Source organism: Cognatishimia sp. MH4019 (assembly GCF_020177595.1).
In the GTDB taxonomy this organism is placed as follows: domain Bacteria; phylum Pseudomonadota; class Alphaproteobacteria; order Rhodobacterales; family Rhodobacteraceae; genus JAHTBL01.
Genome location: NZ_JAHTBL010000012.1, coordinates 46,114 through 63,697, shown reverse-complemented (window position 1 = coordinate 63,697; position 17,584 = coordinate 46,114). Strand labels below are relative to the sequence as shown.

Here is a 17,584-nt window from a genome sequence, read left to right as displayed (position 1 = left end):
GGTTGGTCTGGGATCAGGGCGTGCCTATACGCCCCACATCCCCGGTTGCCAAGGGGCGTCAGGCACGCATCCGCTCTGACTTGGGATCATACATCGGCTTGAGCGAGGCTTCCGCCGCAACACGCGCGCCCGCCACCTCAATCTCATAGCCGCTGGCCAGCACCTCCGACGGGCTTTCGCCCTTGCAGGGCACATAGCCAAGACCCATCGCGCCGCCCAGCGTGTGACCATAAGCGCCCGAGGTCAGATGGCCCACAACCTCCCCATCCCGCAGGATCGGCTCATTGTGATACAAAAGCGGTTCCGGGTCTGTGAGCCGGAACTGCAGCATCCGCGCGTTCACGCCCTCGTCTTTCTTGCGCAGCACCGCGTCGCGCCCGATGAAGCTGGGTTTGGCCGTCTTCACTGCAAAGGCAAGCCCCGCCTCAACCACATGATCCTCGCAGGTGATGTCATGGCCGAAATGGCGAAACCCTTTTTCGATGCGGCAGCTGTCCATCATATGCAGACCACACAGCTTCAACCCGTGATCCTGACCGGCCTCGTGCAGCGTCTCAAACACATGGCCCGCCATGTCAGAGCTGATGTAAATCTCATAGCCCAACTCACCGACGTAAGAGACGCGGTGCGCGCGGGCCAAGCCCATCCCCAGCTCAATCTCATGGGCCATCCCAAACGGATGCGCGTCATTGCTGAAGTCATGGGGCGACACCGTTTGCATCAGCGCGCGCGCGTTCGGACCCATGATGGCAAGAACGGCTTCTCCGGGCGTCATATCGCTGAGAACCACATTGAAATCTCCCTTGTGACGACGCATCCACGTCTGATCCGCAAGGCGCGTCGCTGCCGGGGTGACAACAAGGTAGGCGTCATCGCTTAGACGGGTCACAGTGACGTCCGCCTCAATCCCGCCATACTGATTAAGGAACTGTGTATAAACGATTTTTCCGTTAACCACAGCCATATCTGCACCACAGATATGGTTAAGGAAAGCTTCTGCATCCTTGCCTTCCACCCGGATTTTCCCGAACGAGGACATATCATAAAGCCCCACGGCTTCGCGGATCGCGGCATGTTCACGGGCGGAGTTTTCAAACCAGTTCTGGCGCTTCCAGCTATACTCGTATTCCGGCGTCTGACCTTCATCGGCAAACCAGTTGGCGCGCTCCCATCCGGCAAACTCGCCGAAGACAGCCCCCTGCGCCTTCAAATGTTCATGGAGCGGAGACCGCCTGACCCCACGCGCCGTCGCCTTTTGCCGGTAAGGGAAATGGTCTGCATACAGCAGCCCCAACGTCTCGGTAGCCCGCTTGGCCAGATAGGTTTTGTTACCCTGAAAAGGCTGCATCCGGCTGATATCCACGTCGCCCAGATCAAACGGTTTTTCACCCCTCTCCATCCATTGCGCCAGCGCCATGCCAGCGCCGCCTGCCGATTGGATACCAATCGAGTTAAAGCCTGCAGCCACCCAGAAATTGTCCAACTCTGGCGCAAGTCCCAGATGATAAGCGTCATCCGGCGTGAAGCTTTCGGGACCATTGAAGAAGGTATGAATCCCTGCCTCTGCCAACATCGGCATACGGTTCACAGCCGCCTCAAGGATCGGCTCGAAATGATCGAAATCTTCGGGTAACTGATCAAACTCGAAGTCTTTCGGGATTCCGTCCATTGCCCAAGGCTTGGCGACAGGCTCAAACGCGCCCAGCAGCATTTTGCCTGCATCTTCTTTATAATAAGCGCACTCGTCAGGAACGCGCAGAACTGGCAACTGTTGAAGCCCTTCAATGGCTTCTGTGACGATATAGAAATGCTCGCACGCTTGCAGCGGCACGTTCACCCCTGCCAAGCGGCCCACGTCATGGCCCCACATTCCACCGCAATTCACGACCATGTCAGCGGTGATATGACCGCTCTCTTCACCGCTTTGCCAATCAACGCCGGTGACCCGAATCCCTTCGCGTTTGATGCCGGTCACAGACACGCGCTCAAGCACTTTGGCACCCTTCTGCCGCGCGCCCTTCGCAAGCGCCAAAGCGATGTTCGCCGGATCGCCCTGGCCGTCCTTGTCCAGATAAACCGCACCCACGATATCATCGGTGTTAAGATGTGGATAACGCGTCGCCACATCAGTCGGAGAGATCTGTTCCACTTCGACCCCGAACGCCCGCGCCATGGACGCTTGGCGCAAGATCTCCTCTTGGCGATGTTCCGTCAAAGCGACGGTGATTGAGCCATTGCGCTTGAACCCGGTCGACACGCCTGTCTCGGCCTCAAGCTCGCCATACAGCTCTTGGCTATACTTGGCCAAACGCGTCATGTTGATCGACGCCCGCAGTTGCGCGATCAGGCCGGCCGCATGCCAAGTTGTGCCGCTGGTCAGTTGCTTGCGCTCCAGCAGAACCACATCCGACCAGCCTTGTTTGGCCAGATGATACGCAACCGAGCAGCCGATCACGCCACCCCCGATAATCACAACACGCGCGTGGCTTGGAACAGTCATTCTTTGAACTCCGAAACCGGCAGGCGTTTTGGGGCGCGCTACCATATTTTGTAGGTTAACGGCATCCCGACACTTCGATCCGACTACCGCCTTAAAATCAAAGGAAAAGCTGCGCGATCAGGCGCGCAGCCGTTCGTTCTTGGGATCCCAGAGACAGGGAACATCGCTGATATTTGCAGGAAATTTCTGTCCGAAAATCTCGACCTCAAGCGTGTCATTCACAGCGTCTGGCGCAATCATCGCCAAGGCGATTGAAGCATCGACACGGTAGCCGTAGCCCCCGCTTAGAACCTCGCCCACAACGCGATCACCAGACCAGATATTTGCCATATAGGGTGCGTCCCAATCGCCCGCCTCCACCGTCATCGTCACAGATGTCCTGCGCGGCGGCGTATTGGCTTGAAGCGCTTGCTTGCCAGGAAAGTCATGCTCTTTGTCGAGTTTGACAAAGCGGCCCAGACCGGATTCCAGCGCCGTATAGTCCGACGAAAGATCGACTTTCCAAGCCTTGTAGCCCTTCTCAAGCCGCATCGTATTCAGCGCGAACATGCCAAACGGCACTGCCCCCGCATCCAAAACCGCGTCGTAAATCGCGGGCATATCCGCCATTTTGGCATGGATTTCCCAACCCAACTCTCCGGCAAAAGACACCCGTGCAAGGAACACGTCCTGCCCGGCAATCTTGCCCGTCTGATGGCTTAGCCACGGCAGTGACAGGTCGGCCTCTGCGATCTTTTCAAACAGCGCGCGCGCCTTGGGACCCGTCACAATCAGGGTCGAAAATTCCGCTGTGTGATCGGTCAGGCTCAGCCCAGCAGGCAGGTCTTTCGACAACCATTCAAAATCATGCCACTGCGCAAGCGCTGCAGTGATCAGTGTAAACTCATCGTCTGCGTGACGGATAATCGACATTTCGGTCACGACCCGCCCACGCGTGTCGGTGAAGTAGCCCAAGGTTAGGCAACCGACCTTTGGCAGAAGGCCGGTGATCTTGCCCAAAAGCCAGTCCGCCGCGCCGTTACCATACAGCTTGAACCGCGAGAAACCCGGCAGATCAAGCACGCCAACACCGTCGCGAACGGCTTCCACCTCTTCGCGCACGCGCGGCTCCCACGGACCTGCGCGGTCCCAGGTTTCCGTCGCCTCCTCGGACGTATCATCGCCGTCTTTGGCAAACCAATTGGCACGTTCCCAGCCGTTATAGGCGCCCATCTGGCCGCCCATTTCGACGACTTTCGCATGAACCGGAGACACATTTTTGTCCCGCGCGGCAGGCCATTCGTGATGCGGGAAATGCATCGCGTATTCGTGGCCGTAAACCTCCATCGCCTTCTTGGTCGAATAGTCCTGATCCGCGTAAGCCATGAAGCGGCGCGGGTCGAGGCCCCAGCAATCCCACTCGGTCTGGCCTTCGGTGATCCAGTCGCAGAGGATCTTGCCAGCGCCGCCCCCTTGGGCAATTCCAAAGGTGAAAACACAGGCTTCAAATGCGTTGGGAACGCCCGGCATCGGGCCGATCAATGGGTTGCCGTCCGGCGTGTAGGGAATAGGGCCGTTAATCACTTTGTTAATGCCTGCTTGACCCAAAAGCGGCACCCGCGCCATCGCGTCTTCGATGTAGAACTCAAGCCGCTCCAGATCGTCGGGGTAAAGCTGGAAGCTGAAATCCTCGGGCATCGGATCGTCCGGCGTCTGCCAATGCGCCTTGCACTTGCGCTCATACGGGCCAAGGTTCAGACCAGTCTTTTCCTGACGCAGATAATAGCTGATATCGGGGTCCCGCAGCAGTGGCAGCTTGCTGCCTTTTTCCTTGGTGTAAGCCTCGATTTCAGGGATCTCATCGGTGAGCAGATACTGGTGGCTCATGACCGCCATGGGCATCGTGCGCCCGCCATACGGCTTGAACCATTCCGACACGCGTTGCGCGTAATAGCCGGCGGCGTTAACCACAAACTCACAGCGGATGTCGCCCTTTTCGGTTTGCACAACCCATTCATCACCATCCCGACTGATGCCCGTGGCCGGCGTGAAGCGAAGGATCCTGGCCCCCTTGTCGCGCGCGCCTTTCGCAAAGGCTTGCGTGATCTGTGCCGGGTCCATGTCGCCATCATAGCGGTCATAAAGCCCCCCTTCGAGGTCATGGGTCTCCATGAACGGGTAGGCTTCTTTGAGGTCGGCGCTCGACATCATTTCCATCGGCAAGCCTTGGGCAGCAGCCATGCCACGGACGCGCTCAAACTCCATCATCCGCTCTTTGGAATGGGCCAAACGGACCGATCCCGTGACGTTGTAGTTGATCGGGTAATCGACCTTTTCCGCAATTTCGCGATAGAGCGTCGTCGAATAGCGCTGCATGTTCATTACGGCCCAACTTACTGAGAAGTTTGGGATATTGCCGGCCGCATGCCATGTTGAACCGGCAGTCAGCTCGTTTTTCTCCAGCAAAACACAGTCGGACCATCCGGCTTCGGCAAGGTGATACAGGCACGATGCGCCGACGACGCCACCACCGATAACCACCACGCGGGCCGTTGTTGGAAAATCGCTCATCAGGGGACCTTTCAATAGACAGGCGGCGCGATGATCCAGATCGCGACCGCGGGTGTTTCGTAAGGGTTGGCCCAGCGAAACCGCTGGCCGCGCATCCGAAAGCTGTCGCCTTGGGACAGCGTAAATCTCTCGCCATCAAGCCAGACGTCGAGCTGCCCCGACACGATATAGGCAAGTTCCTGAGTGCCGCGCCGCACGCTGTCCTCGCGCGCGGCACCGGGCGCAAAGATCGAATGAATGGCTTGAAAGTCGTCTGTCAGATCGGGGGACAAAAGGTGCTCTGTTAACCCTGAAACGCGGTTGCCAATGGGCCGCCGTGCCTCTGCGCGCACCACGACGCCATCTTCGCCCGGACGGGTTGTCAGCAAATCCTTGGACACATCCAATGCGTCTGCCATGGCCTCCAGATCGGTCTGATCGGGCGTCGACAGATCCCGTTCAATCTGGCTGAGCCAACCAACAGATTTGCCCAGATCGTCTGCCAATGACTGAAGCGTCATCCGCCGCGATTTACGCAACGCACGAAGATCAGCACCGAGGGAGGTTGTCGTCATCTTGGCTTCCATGAAAAATCTTGCGAAATTTTCACACGATTTTTCATCCGCGAGTCAAGAGATTTGTGTCACATGACGCTCAACTGCGCTGCATCTTCATTGGAATCGTCCGGGCAAGCCGCATGAGATGCGCCATGTAGGGCTTCATCGTATCGTCACTGCGCGTCGCCGCATAAAGCCGCCGCGTTAACCCTGTTTTGGTGATCGGACGGGTCACATAGTCGGAATTATACTTCACCTCGCGCACCACCCAGTCGGGCAGCACCGACACCCCACGGTTCGACGCAACCAGCAGCAGGATCACAGCAGTCAGTTCGACCTGCCGCACCGATGCTGGCTCGACCTTCGACGGCGTCAGCAACTGGCTGAAAATATCCAACCGCGCGCGGTCGACCGGATATATGATCAGCGTTTCACCGCGAAAATCCTCCGCCTCGATGAAGTCTTTTTGCGCCAACGGGTGCTTTGAGGACGCCACAAAGACCGGATCATAGTCAAAAAGCGGGGTGAAATCGACATTCGGCAAGCTCTCTGGATCAGAGGAAACGACCAGATCGACGGCCTCCTTCTGCAACGCGGGAAGAGCATCGAACGCAAGGCCGGGGCGGATATCGACATCCACATCAGGCCAGCCTTTGCGGAACTCCTCCAGCACCGGGAACAGCCATTCAAAGCAGGCGTGGCACTCAATCGCGATATGCAATCGCCCCGCCTTCCCGTCCTGCACACCTTCGAAATCTTGTTCCAAAGCAGCGACTTGCGGCAAAACGGTTTCGGCCAAAGCCAGAAGTTTCATGCCCGCCGCCGACAGTTTCAGCGGTTTGGAGCGCCGAATGAACAGCACTACCCCGGTCTGATCTTCAAGCCCTTTGATCTGATGGCTCAGCGCCGATTGGGTGATGTTCAAAACATCCGCCGCCCGCGCCAAACCTCCGGCTTCATGGATGGCCTTGACCGTGCGGAGATGACGAAATTCGATATTCATGTGAACAAAGCTCATGATCGTGTTGAGAGTTATGAAATTGTTTCACTTCAGGCGATGTGAGACAACCTCAAAAGCCCGACAATAGAAAGCTTGCGCCATGACAACGCCGACCGTGTCCTTTGAATTCTTCCCTCCGAAGTCGCTGGAAGCCTCGTTCCGGCTTTGGGACACGGTACAGACCTTGGCGCCTCTTGATCCGAGCTTTGTGTCGGTCACCTATGGCGCGGGCGGCACGACGCGGACATTGACCCATGAAGCGGTCGCGACGATCCACAAGACCAGCGGTCTGAACGTGGCCGCGCATTTGACATGCGTGGACGCGACAAAGGCAGAAACCCTTGAAATCGCGGATCAATATGCCGCGGCAGGCGTAACCGAGATCGTGGCGCTGCGCGGCGATGCCCCCAAGGGCAAGGATGGGTTCACGCCCCACCCCGAAGGTTTCAACGACAGCTGCGAGCTGATCGAAGCGCTGGCGGACACTGGCAAATTCACCTTGCGGGTCGGCGCATATCCCGAAGCGCATCCAGAGGCGACAAGCGCCAAAGCTGATATCGACTGGTTGAAACGCAAGCTCGATGCAGGCGCGCATTCCGCCATCACACAGTTTTTCTTTGAAGCAGAGACGTTTTTCCGCTTCCGCGACGCCTGTGAAAAGGCAGGCATTACCGCCCCGATCATCCCTGGCATTCTGCCCATTGAGAACTGGTCCGGCGTGCGCAAATTCGCCACTGCCTGCGGCACAGACATTCCCGTTTGGCTGGACGACGCGTTTGTTGCGGCGAAACGCGATGGCCGCGAAGACCTGCTGGCAACCGCGCTCTGCAGCGAGTTGTGCACCGAATTGTTGGAGGGTGGCGTGTCGGATCTGCATTTCTATACGCTCAACAAGCCCGAGCTGACCCGCGATGTTTGCCACGCCCTAGGGGTCACACCCCGTGTGCAGTTGCAGAACGTCGCTTAACCACTTTTCAAGCCCCGTCTTGCCCGCTAGCGTCCCCAAAAGGAGACGCTGATGCTGATCGCCAAGACCCAAGACGACCTCCCCACGCGCGAGCAATTGCTGTCGATGTCCGGGCTGGAGTTCATGCAGCGCATCCGCGACGGGCTGCTGCCACGTCCGCCAATCTCAGTCGTTTTGAACTACACGATTGATGCGGTTTCCGACGGGCATGTCGTCTTTCACGGAACGCCAAAATTCGATCACACCAATCCGATGGGTGGTGTGCATGGCGGCTGGTATGGCACTCTTCTGGATAGCTGCATGGCCTGCGCCGTCATGACGAAAGTGCCGAAGGGCAGTTTCTATACAACCTTGGAATATAAGATAAATATTACGCGCGCGATCCCGGTGGGCACGTCGATCAAAGCCGTCGGACAGATAGATCATGCAGGGAGATCGACCGCTGTGGCCCATGGCGAAATTCGCGGTTTGCAGGATGATCGGCTCTATGCGACCGGGACAACGACCTGCCTGATCATGACACCGTAAGATCTGGCTCTAGCCCACCATGCCCCGGCGGAACCGAACCATGGATCGCTTCGGACCGGCAGGCGCCAACCGCGCGACGACGACGGGACAAGAACAGTTTTCCCATACCCCGCCAATTGCCCACCGAAGGGGCCTCGGCGTCTTGCGGAAACCGCGCGCGCCATCCTTGCGGCAGAGGTGCGCCGCACATTTCGACCTGCTCCATTAACCATGTGAACGGGATGTTTGCCAAAGGCCGCGCGGCGGTGAAACCGTTCAACTGACCACCGACATCGCCATGGGAACCTCGGAACCACATCTGCTCCATCCGGCCGGGCCAGTCGGCGGGGCATTCCCACATCACGGGCTCGTATGCGAGCCAGTTCTCATCCAAGGCAAGGGCATGAAACCCGTTACGGATCGAGACGCCCAGTGCGTGATTGTGAAACGAATGACGCACATCCGCCCAGCGCCACACCACCGGCAGCCGCAGGCCAAGCGCCTTGACCGTATCCCAAACGGCGACCGCTTCGATCTCGACTGATGGGTGACAGAAGGCTTCCGCAAAAATCTGCGCGCCGGCGCTTTCGGGCGTATCCTGATAGTGGCGATAGGCCTGTCGGATGTTACGGACGGTCGCGTGCTCCGGGGTCAGCAATCCGATCCGGTCAATGATCCCGGCAAGCGAGCGCACAGCATAAGCCCCGCGTGAATAGCCCATCAGGATGATCTTGTCACCAGACCGGTAGCGAGAGGCAAGAAACCCATAAGCCCTTCTGATCTGGCGATTAATTCCACGCCCCGTCATCACATTGACCGAGGCTTTCCAGTCCGACCACTGGATGCCCGCCTCATAGAACAGGGACACCTCCGCCGGGCTTGCCGCCTCTTGAAAGAGCTTCAGCGCCAAGCCTGCATTCGTCTCGAACCCCGGCTCAAGCGACGACATCGTGCCGTCCAGAATGATAATATGGACCAGTGGGCCGCGCACCGGGGCCGCCGGTGAGTGCGTCCGTCGCCCGACCCGCCCGATCAGCGCGCCAAGGCGGGAAAAGAGGCGTTCACTCAGCCGCAAGTGGCCTCTCTTGCAGATGTGCCCAGACCCGTTGCGGGGTGAACGGCATATCTATCTTGTGGATGCCTTCGTCCCAGACCGCGTCCAGAACGGCGTTGGCCACGGCGGCCAGCGCGCCGATCGTCCCGGCCTCGCCACAGCCTTTCATACCCATCGGATTGTTGGTGGACGGCACAGGCTCGGAATAGAACGCAATCATGGGACAATCATCCGCGCGCGGCATGCCGTAGTCCATGAAACTTGCCGTGAGCAATTGTCCGTCCTCATCATAAACCACGCGTTCGGTGATCGCTTGGCCGATCCCTTGGACGACCCCGCCATGCACCTGACCTTCTGCTAGCATGGGATTGATAAGATTTCCGAAATCATCCGTGACGGTATACTTAACGATCTCCACCACGCCCGTGTCCGGATCAATCTCGATCTCGGCGACATGGGCACCATTGGGAAAGCTGCGCGCCTCTAGCGTGGCGCGGGCTTCATGCGTCAGCAGATCGGCGCGCCCCGCGGCGCGAGCCATCTCGGCAACTTCCAAAACCGTCGGCGTGACGTTGGAGCCCTCGATGCGGAACGTCTCGTGATCAAAGCTGATCTGGTCGGCGCTCACGTCCATTTCGTCCGCCAGAAAAGGGGTAAAGGCCGCGATCATGACGTCCACGGTGGCCAGCGTTGCAGTGTTCTGCACCGTAACCGAGCGCGAGCCACCCGTGCCGCCACCCTGCTTAATCAGATCGCTATCCCCCTGAATAACCGTAATTTTCTCAGCCGGAATGCCGGTCTGATCGCTTAAAAACTGCGCATACACCGTCTCATGCCCCTGCCCGTTTGACTGGGTGCCAACATAGATATCCGCCGTGCCATCCTCATTAAAGACAACCTTGGCTCCCTCAGACGGATCGCCCAGAATGCTCTCAATATAATAACAAAGCCCCTGCCCGCGCAGTTTGCCTTGCGCTTTCGACGCGGCCTTGCGCGCCGAAAACCCAGCGCGATCCGCTTCCGCTTCGACCCGCGCCAAAACCTTGGCAAAATCGCCCACGTCGTAGGTCACGTCCGTCGGGCTGGTATAGGGCATCTGCGCGGCGCGGATGAAGTTCTTGCGCCGAAGCTCCCAAGCATCGACCCCCAGTTTGCGCGCTGCATAGTCCATCGCGCGCTCCAACGCAAAAATCGCCTCGGGACGGCCCGCGCCGCGATAGGCATCGACCTGCGTGGTGTTGGTGTAGATACCCTTAACACCCAGCCAAGCGACCGGAATGTCATAGCACCCCGTCAGCACTTTCGAGAAAAGCTCCGTCTGGATCGGCTGCGCGAATTGCGAGTTGTAGGCGCCAAGATTACACACAGACTCAACGCGGTAGCCGATGATCCGGTGATCCGCATCAAACGCCAGACCCACGGTCGTCACCAGATCGCGGCCCGCATTATCGCTCAGCATCGCCTCCGTCCGCTCCGACATCCAGCGGCAGGCGCGGCCCAGAACACGGGTCGCATGGGCGGTGACGAAATACTCCGGATAGCTCATCGCCTTCATGCCGAAACCGCCACCCACATCGGGGTTCGTGACGCGCACGTTTTCCTCATCCAGACCCAGCATCGCCACGAGCTGCCGCTTCTGCCCCCAGACACCCTGCCCGTTCACGCAGAAATGCAGCCGCTCGCCCTCCATCTCGGCAAAGCAGCCACGCGGCTCCATCGAGTTGCAGATGATCCGGTTGTCGTCGATCTCCACCTCGACCACGTTGGCCGCCGCCTCGAACGCGGCCTTGGTCGCGGCCTCGTCCCCGATGCCCCAGTCGAAGGCGATATTTTCCGGCGCTTCGGGGTGGATCACCGGGCCGCCCGGCGCAGGTGTGACATGCACATCCAGATCGTCGATATCCAGCTCGACCAGCTCTGCTGCATCTTTGGCCTGCGCGAGTGTTTCGGCAAAAATCATCGCGATGGGCTCACCGACAAAGCGCACGCGCCCTTTGGCCAGAAGGGGCCGCATCGGGGCCGCTGCTTTGCTGCCATCGCGGTTTGTCAAAACGGTCGCGCCCATCGCCAAGGTGACGCCCGCAGCTTCCAGATCGTCCGCCGTCACAACCAGATGCACCCCGTCCGAGGCCTGCGCCGCGCCCACATCCAGCGTCACAATCTCACCATGCGCCACGGACGAACGCAGCACATAGCCGTGCAACGCGCCTGCGGGCGCGATGTCGTCGACATACCGACCAGCACCGGTCAAAAACCGAACGTCTTCGACCCGTTTGACCGGCTGACTTTTCCCGAACTTTTCCATCGCGCGCCCCTTTGCTGGCTTTGATCGGAGACTAGCTGCCGCGCGCGCGCCGTCCACCCCTTTCCCTTCGCGCGGCTTCCCGTTATCTGACGTTGAACTCAGATCAACAGGATCAGACCGATGGCGATGGAAAAGAACTTCAATGCAGCCGAAGCCGAAGCGCGCCTGAACGCCGCGTGGGACGAGGCGGGCTGCTTCAAGGCAGGCGCGAATGCGTCGCGCACGGAAACCTTCTGCATCATGATCCCGCCGCCCAACGTGAACGGACGGCTTCATATCGGTCACGCGTTCAACAATACCCTTCAGGATATTCTTGTCCGCTGGCACCGCATGCGCGGTTTCGATACGCTCTGGCAGCCCGGTCAGGACCACGCGGGCATCGCCTTGCAGCTCGCTGTCGAAAAGGAACTGGCAGAAACCAACCGTCGGCGCACCGATATGTCGCGCGACGAATTCCTTGAGATCGCCTGGGATTACAAAGAACGCACCGCCGACGGCATTGTCAGCCAGTTGAAACGTCTTGGCGCCTCATGCGATTGGTCGCGCAACGCCTTTACGATGGCCGGCGCGCCGGGTGACACCCGCGTGGGTCATGAAAACTCGCCCAACTTCCACGACGCCGTCGTGAAGGTCTTTGTCGAGATGTATAACAAAGGCCTGATCTATCGCGGCAAACGTCTGGTGAACTGGGACCCTTACTTTGAAACCGCGATTTCCGATCTTGAGGTCGAGAATATCGAAGTCGCCGGTCATATGTGGCACTTCAAATACCCGCTCGCGGGGGGTGAGACCTATACCTATGTCGAGAAAGACGAGGATGGGAACATCACGCTTGAGGAAGAGCGCGATTACATTTCCATCGCAACGACGCGTCCCGAAACGATGCTGGGCGACGGGGCCGTTGCGGTGCATCCGGATGACGAGCGTTACGCCCCCATCGTTGGCAAGCTCTGCGAGATCCCCGTCGGCCCGAAAGAGCATCGCCGCCTGATCCCGATCATCACCGATGAGTACCCCGATCCCGATTTCGGCTCCGGTGCCGTCAAGATCACCGGCGCCCATGATTTCAACGACTACGAGGTCGCCAAGCGCGGCAACATCCCAATGTATTCGCTGATGGACACCAAAGGCGCGATGCGCTCCGACGGCAAACCTTACGCCGAAGAAGCCGCCGTCGCCCAGGCGATTGCCAATGGTGAACAGGAGTTCGACGAGGCGATGATCGCCGCGATGAACCTTGTCCCCGACGCCTATCGCGGTCTGGACCGGTTCGAGGCCCGCAAAGCCGTTGTCGCCGATATCACCGCCGAAGGTCTGGCCGTTATGGTTGAGGGCGAACCTGCCTCCGGTGATCAGGAAGATACGACCGGTGCCCCCGAAATGGTGCCTTACGTCGAGAACAAGCCGATCATGCAGCCCTTTGGTGATCGCTCAAAGGTCGTGATCGAGCCGATGCTGACCGATCAGTGGTTCGTCGACACCCAGCAAATCGTTGGCCCTGCCATCGATGCCGTCCGGTCGGGCGAGACGCAAATTCTGCCGGAACAGCACAAGAAGGTTTATTTCAACTGGCTCGAGAATATTGAGCCTTGGTGCATCTCACGCCAACTGTGGTGGGGCCATCAGATCCCCGTTTGGTACGGCTTTGATCTGTCCGGCGCAGGCTTCACCGATGACGAAGGCGACGGTGCCTTGGACGAGGTTGAGCTCACGACGCTTCTGTCCCAACAGCGCCTGCTGACCGGAACCGAGCGCGCCCATTGCGCCCCCGATTTCGATGCCGTCTCAAGCCAGTTTGGCGATGTCCTTGCCGATCTGCCCACACCTTTGCACCACGCCCGCGTGGTCGAGGTCGCAGACCGCAACGCCGCCATTCACATGATCGCCGAAAGCCTTGCGCAATACTCAATGGATCAGGACCCGACCAAGCTGGTTTACCCCGTCTGGCGTGACCCCGATGTTCTGGATACGTGGTTCTCCTCTGGTCTGTGGCCCATCGGCACACTTGGCTGGCCCGAGCAGACGCCCGAGTTGGAAAAGTATTTTCCCACCGACGTCCTGATCACCGGTTTCGACATCATCTTCTTCTGGGTTGCGCGCATGATGATGATGCAGTTCGCAGTCGTAGATCAGAAACCTTTCCATACGGTTTACGTCCACGCGCTGGTGCGCGACGAGAAGGGCAAGAAAATGTCGAAAAGTCTCGGCAATGTTCTCGACCCGCTCGAACTGATCGACGAATACGGCGCAGATGCGGTGCGCTTCACGCTGACTGCAATGGCTGCCATGGGACGTGATCTGAAGCTGTCGACCCAGCGCATCGCGGGCTATCGCAACTTCGGCACCAAGCTCTGGAACGCCGCGCGTTTTGCCGAGATGAATGACGTTTTTTGTACAGACGCGAGCCATACGAAAGCCATACCCGAACCATACCCGAACCATACCGTAAATCGCTGGATTATCGGCGAGACCGCGAAGGTCCGTGAAGAGGTCGACGCGGCTCTCGAAAACTACCGTTTCAACGACGCCGCTAACGCGCTGTATGCGTTTGTCTGGGGCAAGGTATGCGACTGGTATGTCGAGCTCTCCAAGCCGCTTCTGCAAGGCGATGACGCCACCGCAAAGGCCGAGACTCAAGCCGTCATGCGGTGGGTTCTGGACCAGTGCTTCATCCTGCTCCACCCCATCATGCCCTATGTCACGGAAGAGCTGTGGGGCACCTCCGGCACGCGCGAAAAGATGCTGGTGCATGCTGATTGGCCCACCTACCAAGCCGCTGATCTCGTTGATGAAAAAGCCGATACGGAGATGAATTGGGTGATCTCGCTCATTGAGGCTGTCCGCTCGGCTCGTGGTGAAATGCACGTCCCCGTCGGGCTGAAAGTGCAGATGCTGCACACCGGCCTGACCCCCGATGCGACAGCCGCGTGGGAGCGCAACGAGGCGATGATCAAACGCCTTGCCCGGATCGAAGCTCTGGAAGAAGTTGCGACTTTGCCCAAGGGCTGCGTCAGCCTCGCGGTGGAAGGCGGCACCTTCGCCCTGCCGCTGGCAGACATCATTGACGTGGCCGAAGAAAAGGCGCGTCTTGAGAAAGTGCTGGGCAAACTCGCCAAGGAGATCGGCGGCCTCCGCGGACGGGTCAACAACCCGAAATTTGCGGCCTCTGCTCCGGCGGAAGTCGTTGAAGAAGCTAAGGAAAACCTTGCTGCGCGGGAAGCCGAGGAAGCCAAGATCAACGCCGCTTTGGCGCGTTTGGCCGAGTTGGGCTAGCCGCTCACGGCACCGCCTTGTCGATCAAACGCATCGCGCCCAGCGCTTTGTCATAAACCAATGTCACGACCCGACGCGCAGACCCGCGTGTCAGGGTCGGAACGGCACGGATCGTCGCTGCGGCGGCCATTGCGGCGATGAATTGGCGACGGTTCATGGCGCTTCTCCAAGTTGCGAATGAGCCTCAAATGAGCCATTGTTAACTCTGTTTCAAGCTTCGAAGCCTTGCGCCGCCCCCTGGCGCTGGCTTAGCTGCGCCCATGAAAAGCCCGTATCTGACATCGCTTGCCCAATCCCTTCCCGCTTCGGTTCCCTTCGTCGGACCTGAAACGCAAGAACGCGCGCGAGGTACGGAATTCACGGCCCGTCTTGGCGCGAACGAGTCCGTCTTCGGCCCCTCCCCGAAGGCGCTGGAAGCCATGGCGCAAGCCGCGCAAAACGCATGGATGTATGCAGATCCTGAGGCCTATGACCTCAAGCAAGCTCTTGCAAAACATCATGAAATCTCGCCTGACCATATCATGATAGGCGAAGGTATCGACGGCCTTTTGGGCTATCTTGTGCGCCTGACGGTCGCAGAAGGTGACGCGGTTGTGACCTCTGACGGCGCCTACCCGACCTTCAACTATCACGTTAACGGCTATGGCGGCGCCCTGCACAAGGTGCCTTACCGCGACGACCATGAAGACCCCGCAGCACTGTTCAAGAAAGCGGCCCAGGTAGGTGCGAAATTGGTCTATCTCGCCAATCCTGATAACCCGATGGGGACGTGGCTCAAAGGCACTGCGTTAACCAAGTCTCTGGAGCATTTGCCCCAGGGATGCCTGCTGGTCCTTGATGAGGCCTATATCGACACAGCCCCCAGCGATGCCATTCCAAATATCGCCATCGACGATCCGCGCGTCATCCGTATGCGCACCTTTTCAAAGGCTTACGGGTTGGCGGGCGCGCGCGTTGGCTATGCCCTGGGCGCACCCGATCTGATCGCGGCGTTCCACAAAGTGCGCAACCATTTCGGGATGGGTAGGATCAGCCTCGCAGGGGCGCATGCTGCACTTGAGGATCAGGCCTACCTTTCTGAAACAGTTGAAAAAATCACGGATTCACGCAACAAGATCGCATCTATCGCCCAGTCGAACGGGCTGACCCCAATCCCGTCGGCTACCAACTTCGTCACGCTTGACTGCGGGCAGGATGGTGCCTTCGCAAAGGCCGTCCTCGCCGCCTTGATCGCGGAAGGTATCTTCGTGCGTATGCCCTTCGTCGCGCCACAAGACCGTTGCATCCGTGTCAGTTGCGGCACGCAGACCGATCTCGACGCGTTCGCGGCGGCCCTGCCCAAAGCGCTGCGCGCCGCACGCGCCTGAGCACGCATTTTTTACCTTCACTTCACAAATCTCATGCTAGTTTTCGGGCATGAGCAAGCGCGCACCCCTTTCAGAACAGCGCCCTCTGGGCCGCGTCGAAGACTACACGAACGCCTTTTTGGCCTCGTCAGGTCTGCTGGCATTCATGCTACTTTTCATGCTGGCAGCAGCTTTCGGTTGGATCGTGGCCATCGCTGTCGCCTTGTTGGCGGATCGGGCTCTCTTGACTGTTTCCGAGTTCAAGAAACGTCGCTAAGCCTTTGAGATCACAGCCGCAGCGGCGCTCAAACCCTCAGCACTGTAAGGAATGTCCAAGGCGGCTAATCCGGCCTGTATCGTGCCAAGCACACCCATCATCATCTGTGCATTCACATGGCCCATGTGACCGACGCGAAAGAACCCATCGCCGCCGGGATCGGCATCTGACGCCATGCCAAGACCGATGCCAAGCGTCACACCCGCATGCTCGGTCAGCCAAGTGCGCAACTCCGTTCCCAAAGGTGCCGTCACACGCACAGCTGTCACCGCATGGCTACGCTTTGCAGGGTCCGCGATGTTCAACTCAACCGGACCGGACGCGCCCCATGTCTCGAACGCCGCCCAAAGGGCTTGCGCAAGGGTGGTATGGCGGGCCCAGACAGCCTCTAGACCCTCCTCGAAGATCATGTCGAGCGCTTCGCGCAAGCCATAAAGATGATGCGTCGGCGCCGTGCCATCGAAGTATTTGTAGAACTCTTCAGGGTTAACGCGTGGCCGCCAATCCCAGTAATGGGTCACCAGATCAGCCGTCTCGCGCGCCGCATCTGCTTTCTCGCTGAAATAGACAAAAGCCATGCCCGGAGGCGTCATCAGCCCTTTCTGGCAACCGGCGACCATGACATCGACGCCCCATTCGTCCATCTCAAACCGGTCGCAGCCAAGGCACGCGATACAGTCCACCATCAGCAGGCCCGGATGCCCAGCGGCATTCATCACGCCGCGCAACCCTTTGATATCGTTCAAGACAGAGGTCGAGGTATCGACCTGCACAGCCAAAACTGCCTTGTAAGCGTGGCCTTTATCCGCGCGCAGCGCCTCTTCAACCTGCGCCAAGTCAATGTCGGAGCGTTTGCCAAAATCAAGCGTCTCAACTTCGACGCCCATCTTGGCGGCCATCTCGCCCCAGCCGACGCAAAAGCGACCCGTGGCCAGCACCAGCACCTTGTCGCCGCGCGACAGCACATTCACCAAAGCGGCCTCCCACGCACCGTGACCGTTGGCGATATACATCGCCACATTCTGCTCGGTCCGCGCGACACGCTTGAGGTCAGCGACAATCGTGTGGGTCATCTCGACCAGCGGCCCGGTATAGATGTTGGGCGCAGGGCGGTGCATCGCGCGCAACACGCGATCCGGCATCACGGATGGGCCAGGAATAGCAAGGGAATGACGGCCATTTGCAAGCGACATAAGGGGGGACCTTTCAGGACGTAACCCGCCAGACCTATTTCGAGACTCCACGTCCGTCAATCGCCCAGCATCTTGC

General features: G+C 59.0%; 13 protein-coding genes. 5 read left to right on the top strand and 8 right to left on the bottom strand.

Translation table 11 applies throughout. The features are described 5' to 3' along the window. Nucleotides 1-58 precede the first annotated feature (58 nt). From KUW67_RS16955 to KUW67_RS16940, 4 genes are all read right to left on the bottom strand, one after another. On the bottom strand, nt 59-2,500 hold the full coding sequence (locus tag KUW67_RS16955; protein ID WP_224826519.1) for an FAD-dependent oxidoreductase: 2,442 nt from the start codon (nt 2,498-2,500) through the stop codon (nt 59-61). Nucleotides 2,501-2,617: 117 nt separating this feature from the next. Next, the gene (locus KUW67_RS16950) at nt 2,618-5,050 is read right to left on the bottom strand and encodes an FAD-dependent oxidoreductase (RefSeq protein ID WP_224826518.1); all 2,433 of its coding nucleotides are present in this window, start codon (nt 5,048-5,050) and stop codon (nt 2,618-2,620) included. An 11-nt stretch (nt 5,051-5,061) separates the two neighbouring features. After that, entirely contained in the window at nt 5,062-5,604 is a 543-nt protein-coding gene (locus KUW67_RS16945) for a helix-turn-helix domain-containing protein (protein ID WP_224826517.1), read from the bottom strand. Nucleotides 5,605-5,683: 79 nt separating this feature from the next. Then, nucleotides 5,684-6,589: a LysR family transcriptional regulator gene (locus tag KUW67_RS16940; protein ID WP_224826516.1), complete on the bottom strand. Its 906-nt coding sequence runs from the start codon at nt 6,587-6,589 to the stop codon at nt 5,684-5,686. Between the two features lie 97 nt (nt 6,590-6,686). Between KUW67_RS16940 and metF the strand changes: the two genes are divergently transcribed. Both metF and KUW67_RS16930 read left to right on the top strand, forming a co-directional pair. Continuing rightward, complete coding sequence (metF, locus tag KUW67_RS16935) at nt 6,687-7,553, top strand: methylenetetrahydrofolate reductase [NAD(P)H] (protein ID WP_224826515.1); 867 nt, start codon at nt 6,687-6,689, stop codon at nt 7,551-7,553. Between the two features lie 51 nt (nt 7,554-7,604). Next, the gene (locus KUW67_RS16930) at nt 7,605-8,081 is read left to right on the top strand and encodes a PaaI family thioesterase (protein WP_224826514.1); all 477 of its coding nucleotides are present in this window, start codon (nt 7,605-7,607) and stop codon (nt 8,079-8,081) included. On the opposite strand, the gene KUW67_RS16925 is transcribed toward KUW67_RS16930, so the two are convergent. Both KUW67_RS16925 and KUW67_RS16920 read right to left on the bottom strand, forming a co-directional pair. Next, nucleotides 8,068-9,129 (bottom strand): DUF2235 domain-containing protein, encoded by a 1,062-nt coding sequence (locus KUW67_RS16925; protein ID WP_370635031.1) that lies wholly within the window; start codon nt 9,127-9,129, stop codon nt 8,068-8,070. The two genes, KUW67_RS16930 and KUW67_RS16925, sit on opposite strands and share 14 nt — an antisense overlap. Then, nucleotides 9,122-11,419: a xanthine dehydrogenase family protein molybdopterin-binding subunit gene (locus tag KUW67_RS16920; protein ID WP_224826513.1), complete on the bottom strand. Its 2,298-nt coding sequence runs from the start codon at nt 11,417-11,419 to the stop codon at nt 9,122-9,124. Before KUW67_RS16920 ends, KUW67_RS16925 begins: the two co-directional genes overlap by 8 nt. A gap of 120 nt (nt 11,420-11,539) precedes the next feature. Here KUW67_RS16920 and KUW67_RS16915 point away from each other — a divergent pair, with 120 nt between their 5' ends. Beyond that, on the top strand, nt 11,540-14,692 hold the full coding sequence (locus KUW67_RS16915) for a valine--tRNA ligase (protein WP_224826512.1): 3,153 nt from the start codon (nt 11,540-11,542) through the stop codon (nt 14,690-14,692). 4 nt (nt 14,693-14,696) lie between these two features. Here the strand turns inward: KUW67_RS16915 and KUW67_RS16910 are convergent, their stop codons facing one another. Then, complete coding sequence (locus tag KUW67_RS16910; RefSeq protein ID WP_224826511.1) at nt 14,697-14,849, bottom strand: Tat pathway signal protein; 153 nt, start codon at nt 14,847-14,849, stop codon at nt 14,697-14,699. Nucleotides 14,850-14,952: 103 nt separating this feature from the next. Between KUW67_RS16910 and KUW67_RS16905 the strand changes: the two genes are divergently transcribed. Both KUW67_RS16905 and KUW67_RS16900 read left to right on the top strand, forming a co-directional pair. Beyond that, nucleotides 14,953-16,059 (top strand): pyridoxal phosphate-dependent aminotransferase, encoded by a 1,107-nt coding sequence (locus KUW67_RS16905; RefSeq protein ID WP_224826510.1) that lies wholly within the window; start codon nt 14,953-14,955, stop codon nt 16,057-16,059. 49 nt (nt 16,060-16,108) lie between these two features. Continuing rightward, a complete protein-coding gene (locus KUW67_RS16900) occupies nt 16,109-16,315 on the top strand; it encodes a hypothetical protein (protein WP_224826509.1) in 207 nt (68 codons plus the stop codon). Here the strand turns inward: KUW67_RS16900 and KUW67_RS16895 are convergent. Next, nucleotides 16,312-17,508 carry an alanine--glyoxylate aminotransferase family protein gene (locus KUW67_RS16895; protein WP_224826508.1) on the bottom strand — a complete coding sequence of 399 codons (1,197 nt, stop codon included), beginning with the start codon at nt 17,506-17,508 and terminating at the stop codon, nt 16,312-16,314. The two genes, KUW67_RS16900 and KUW67_RS16895, sit on opposite strands and share 4 nt — an antisense overlap. Nucleotides 17,509-17,584: the final 76 nt, after the last annotated feature.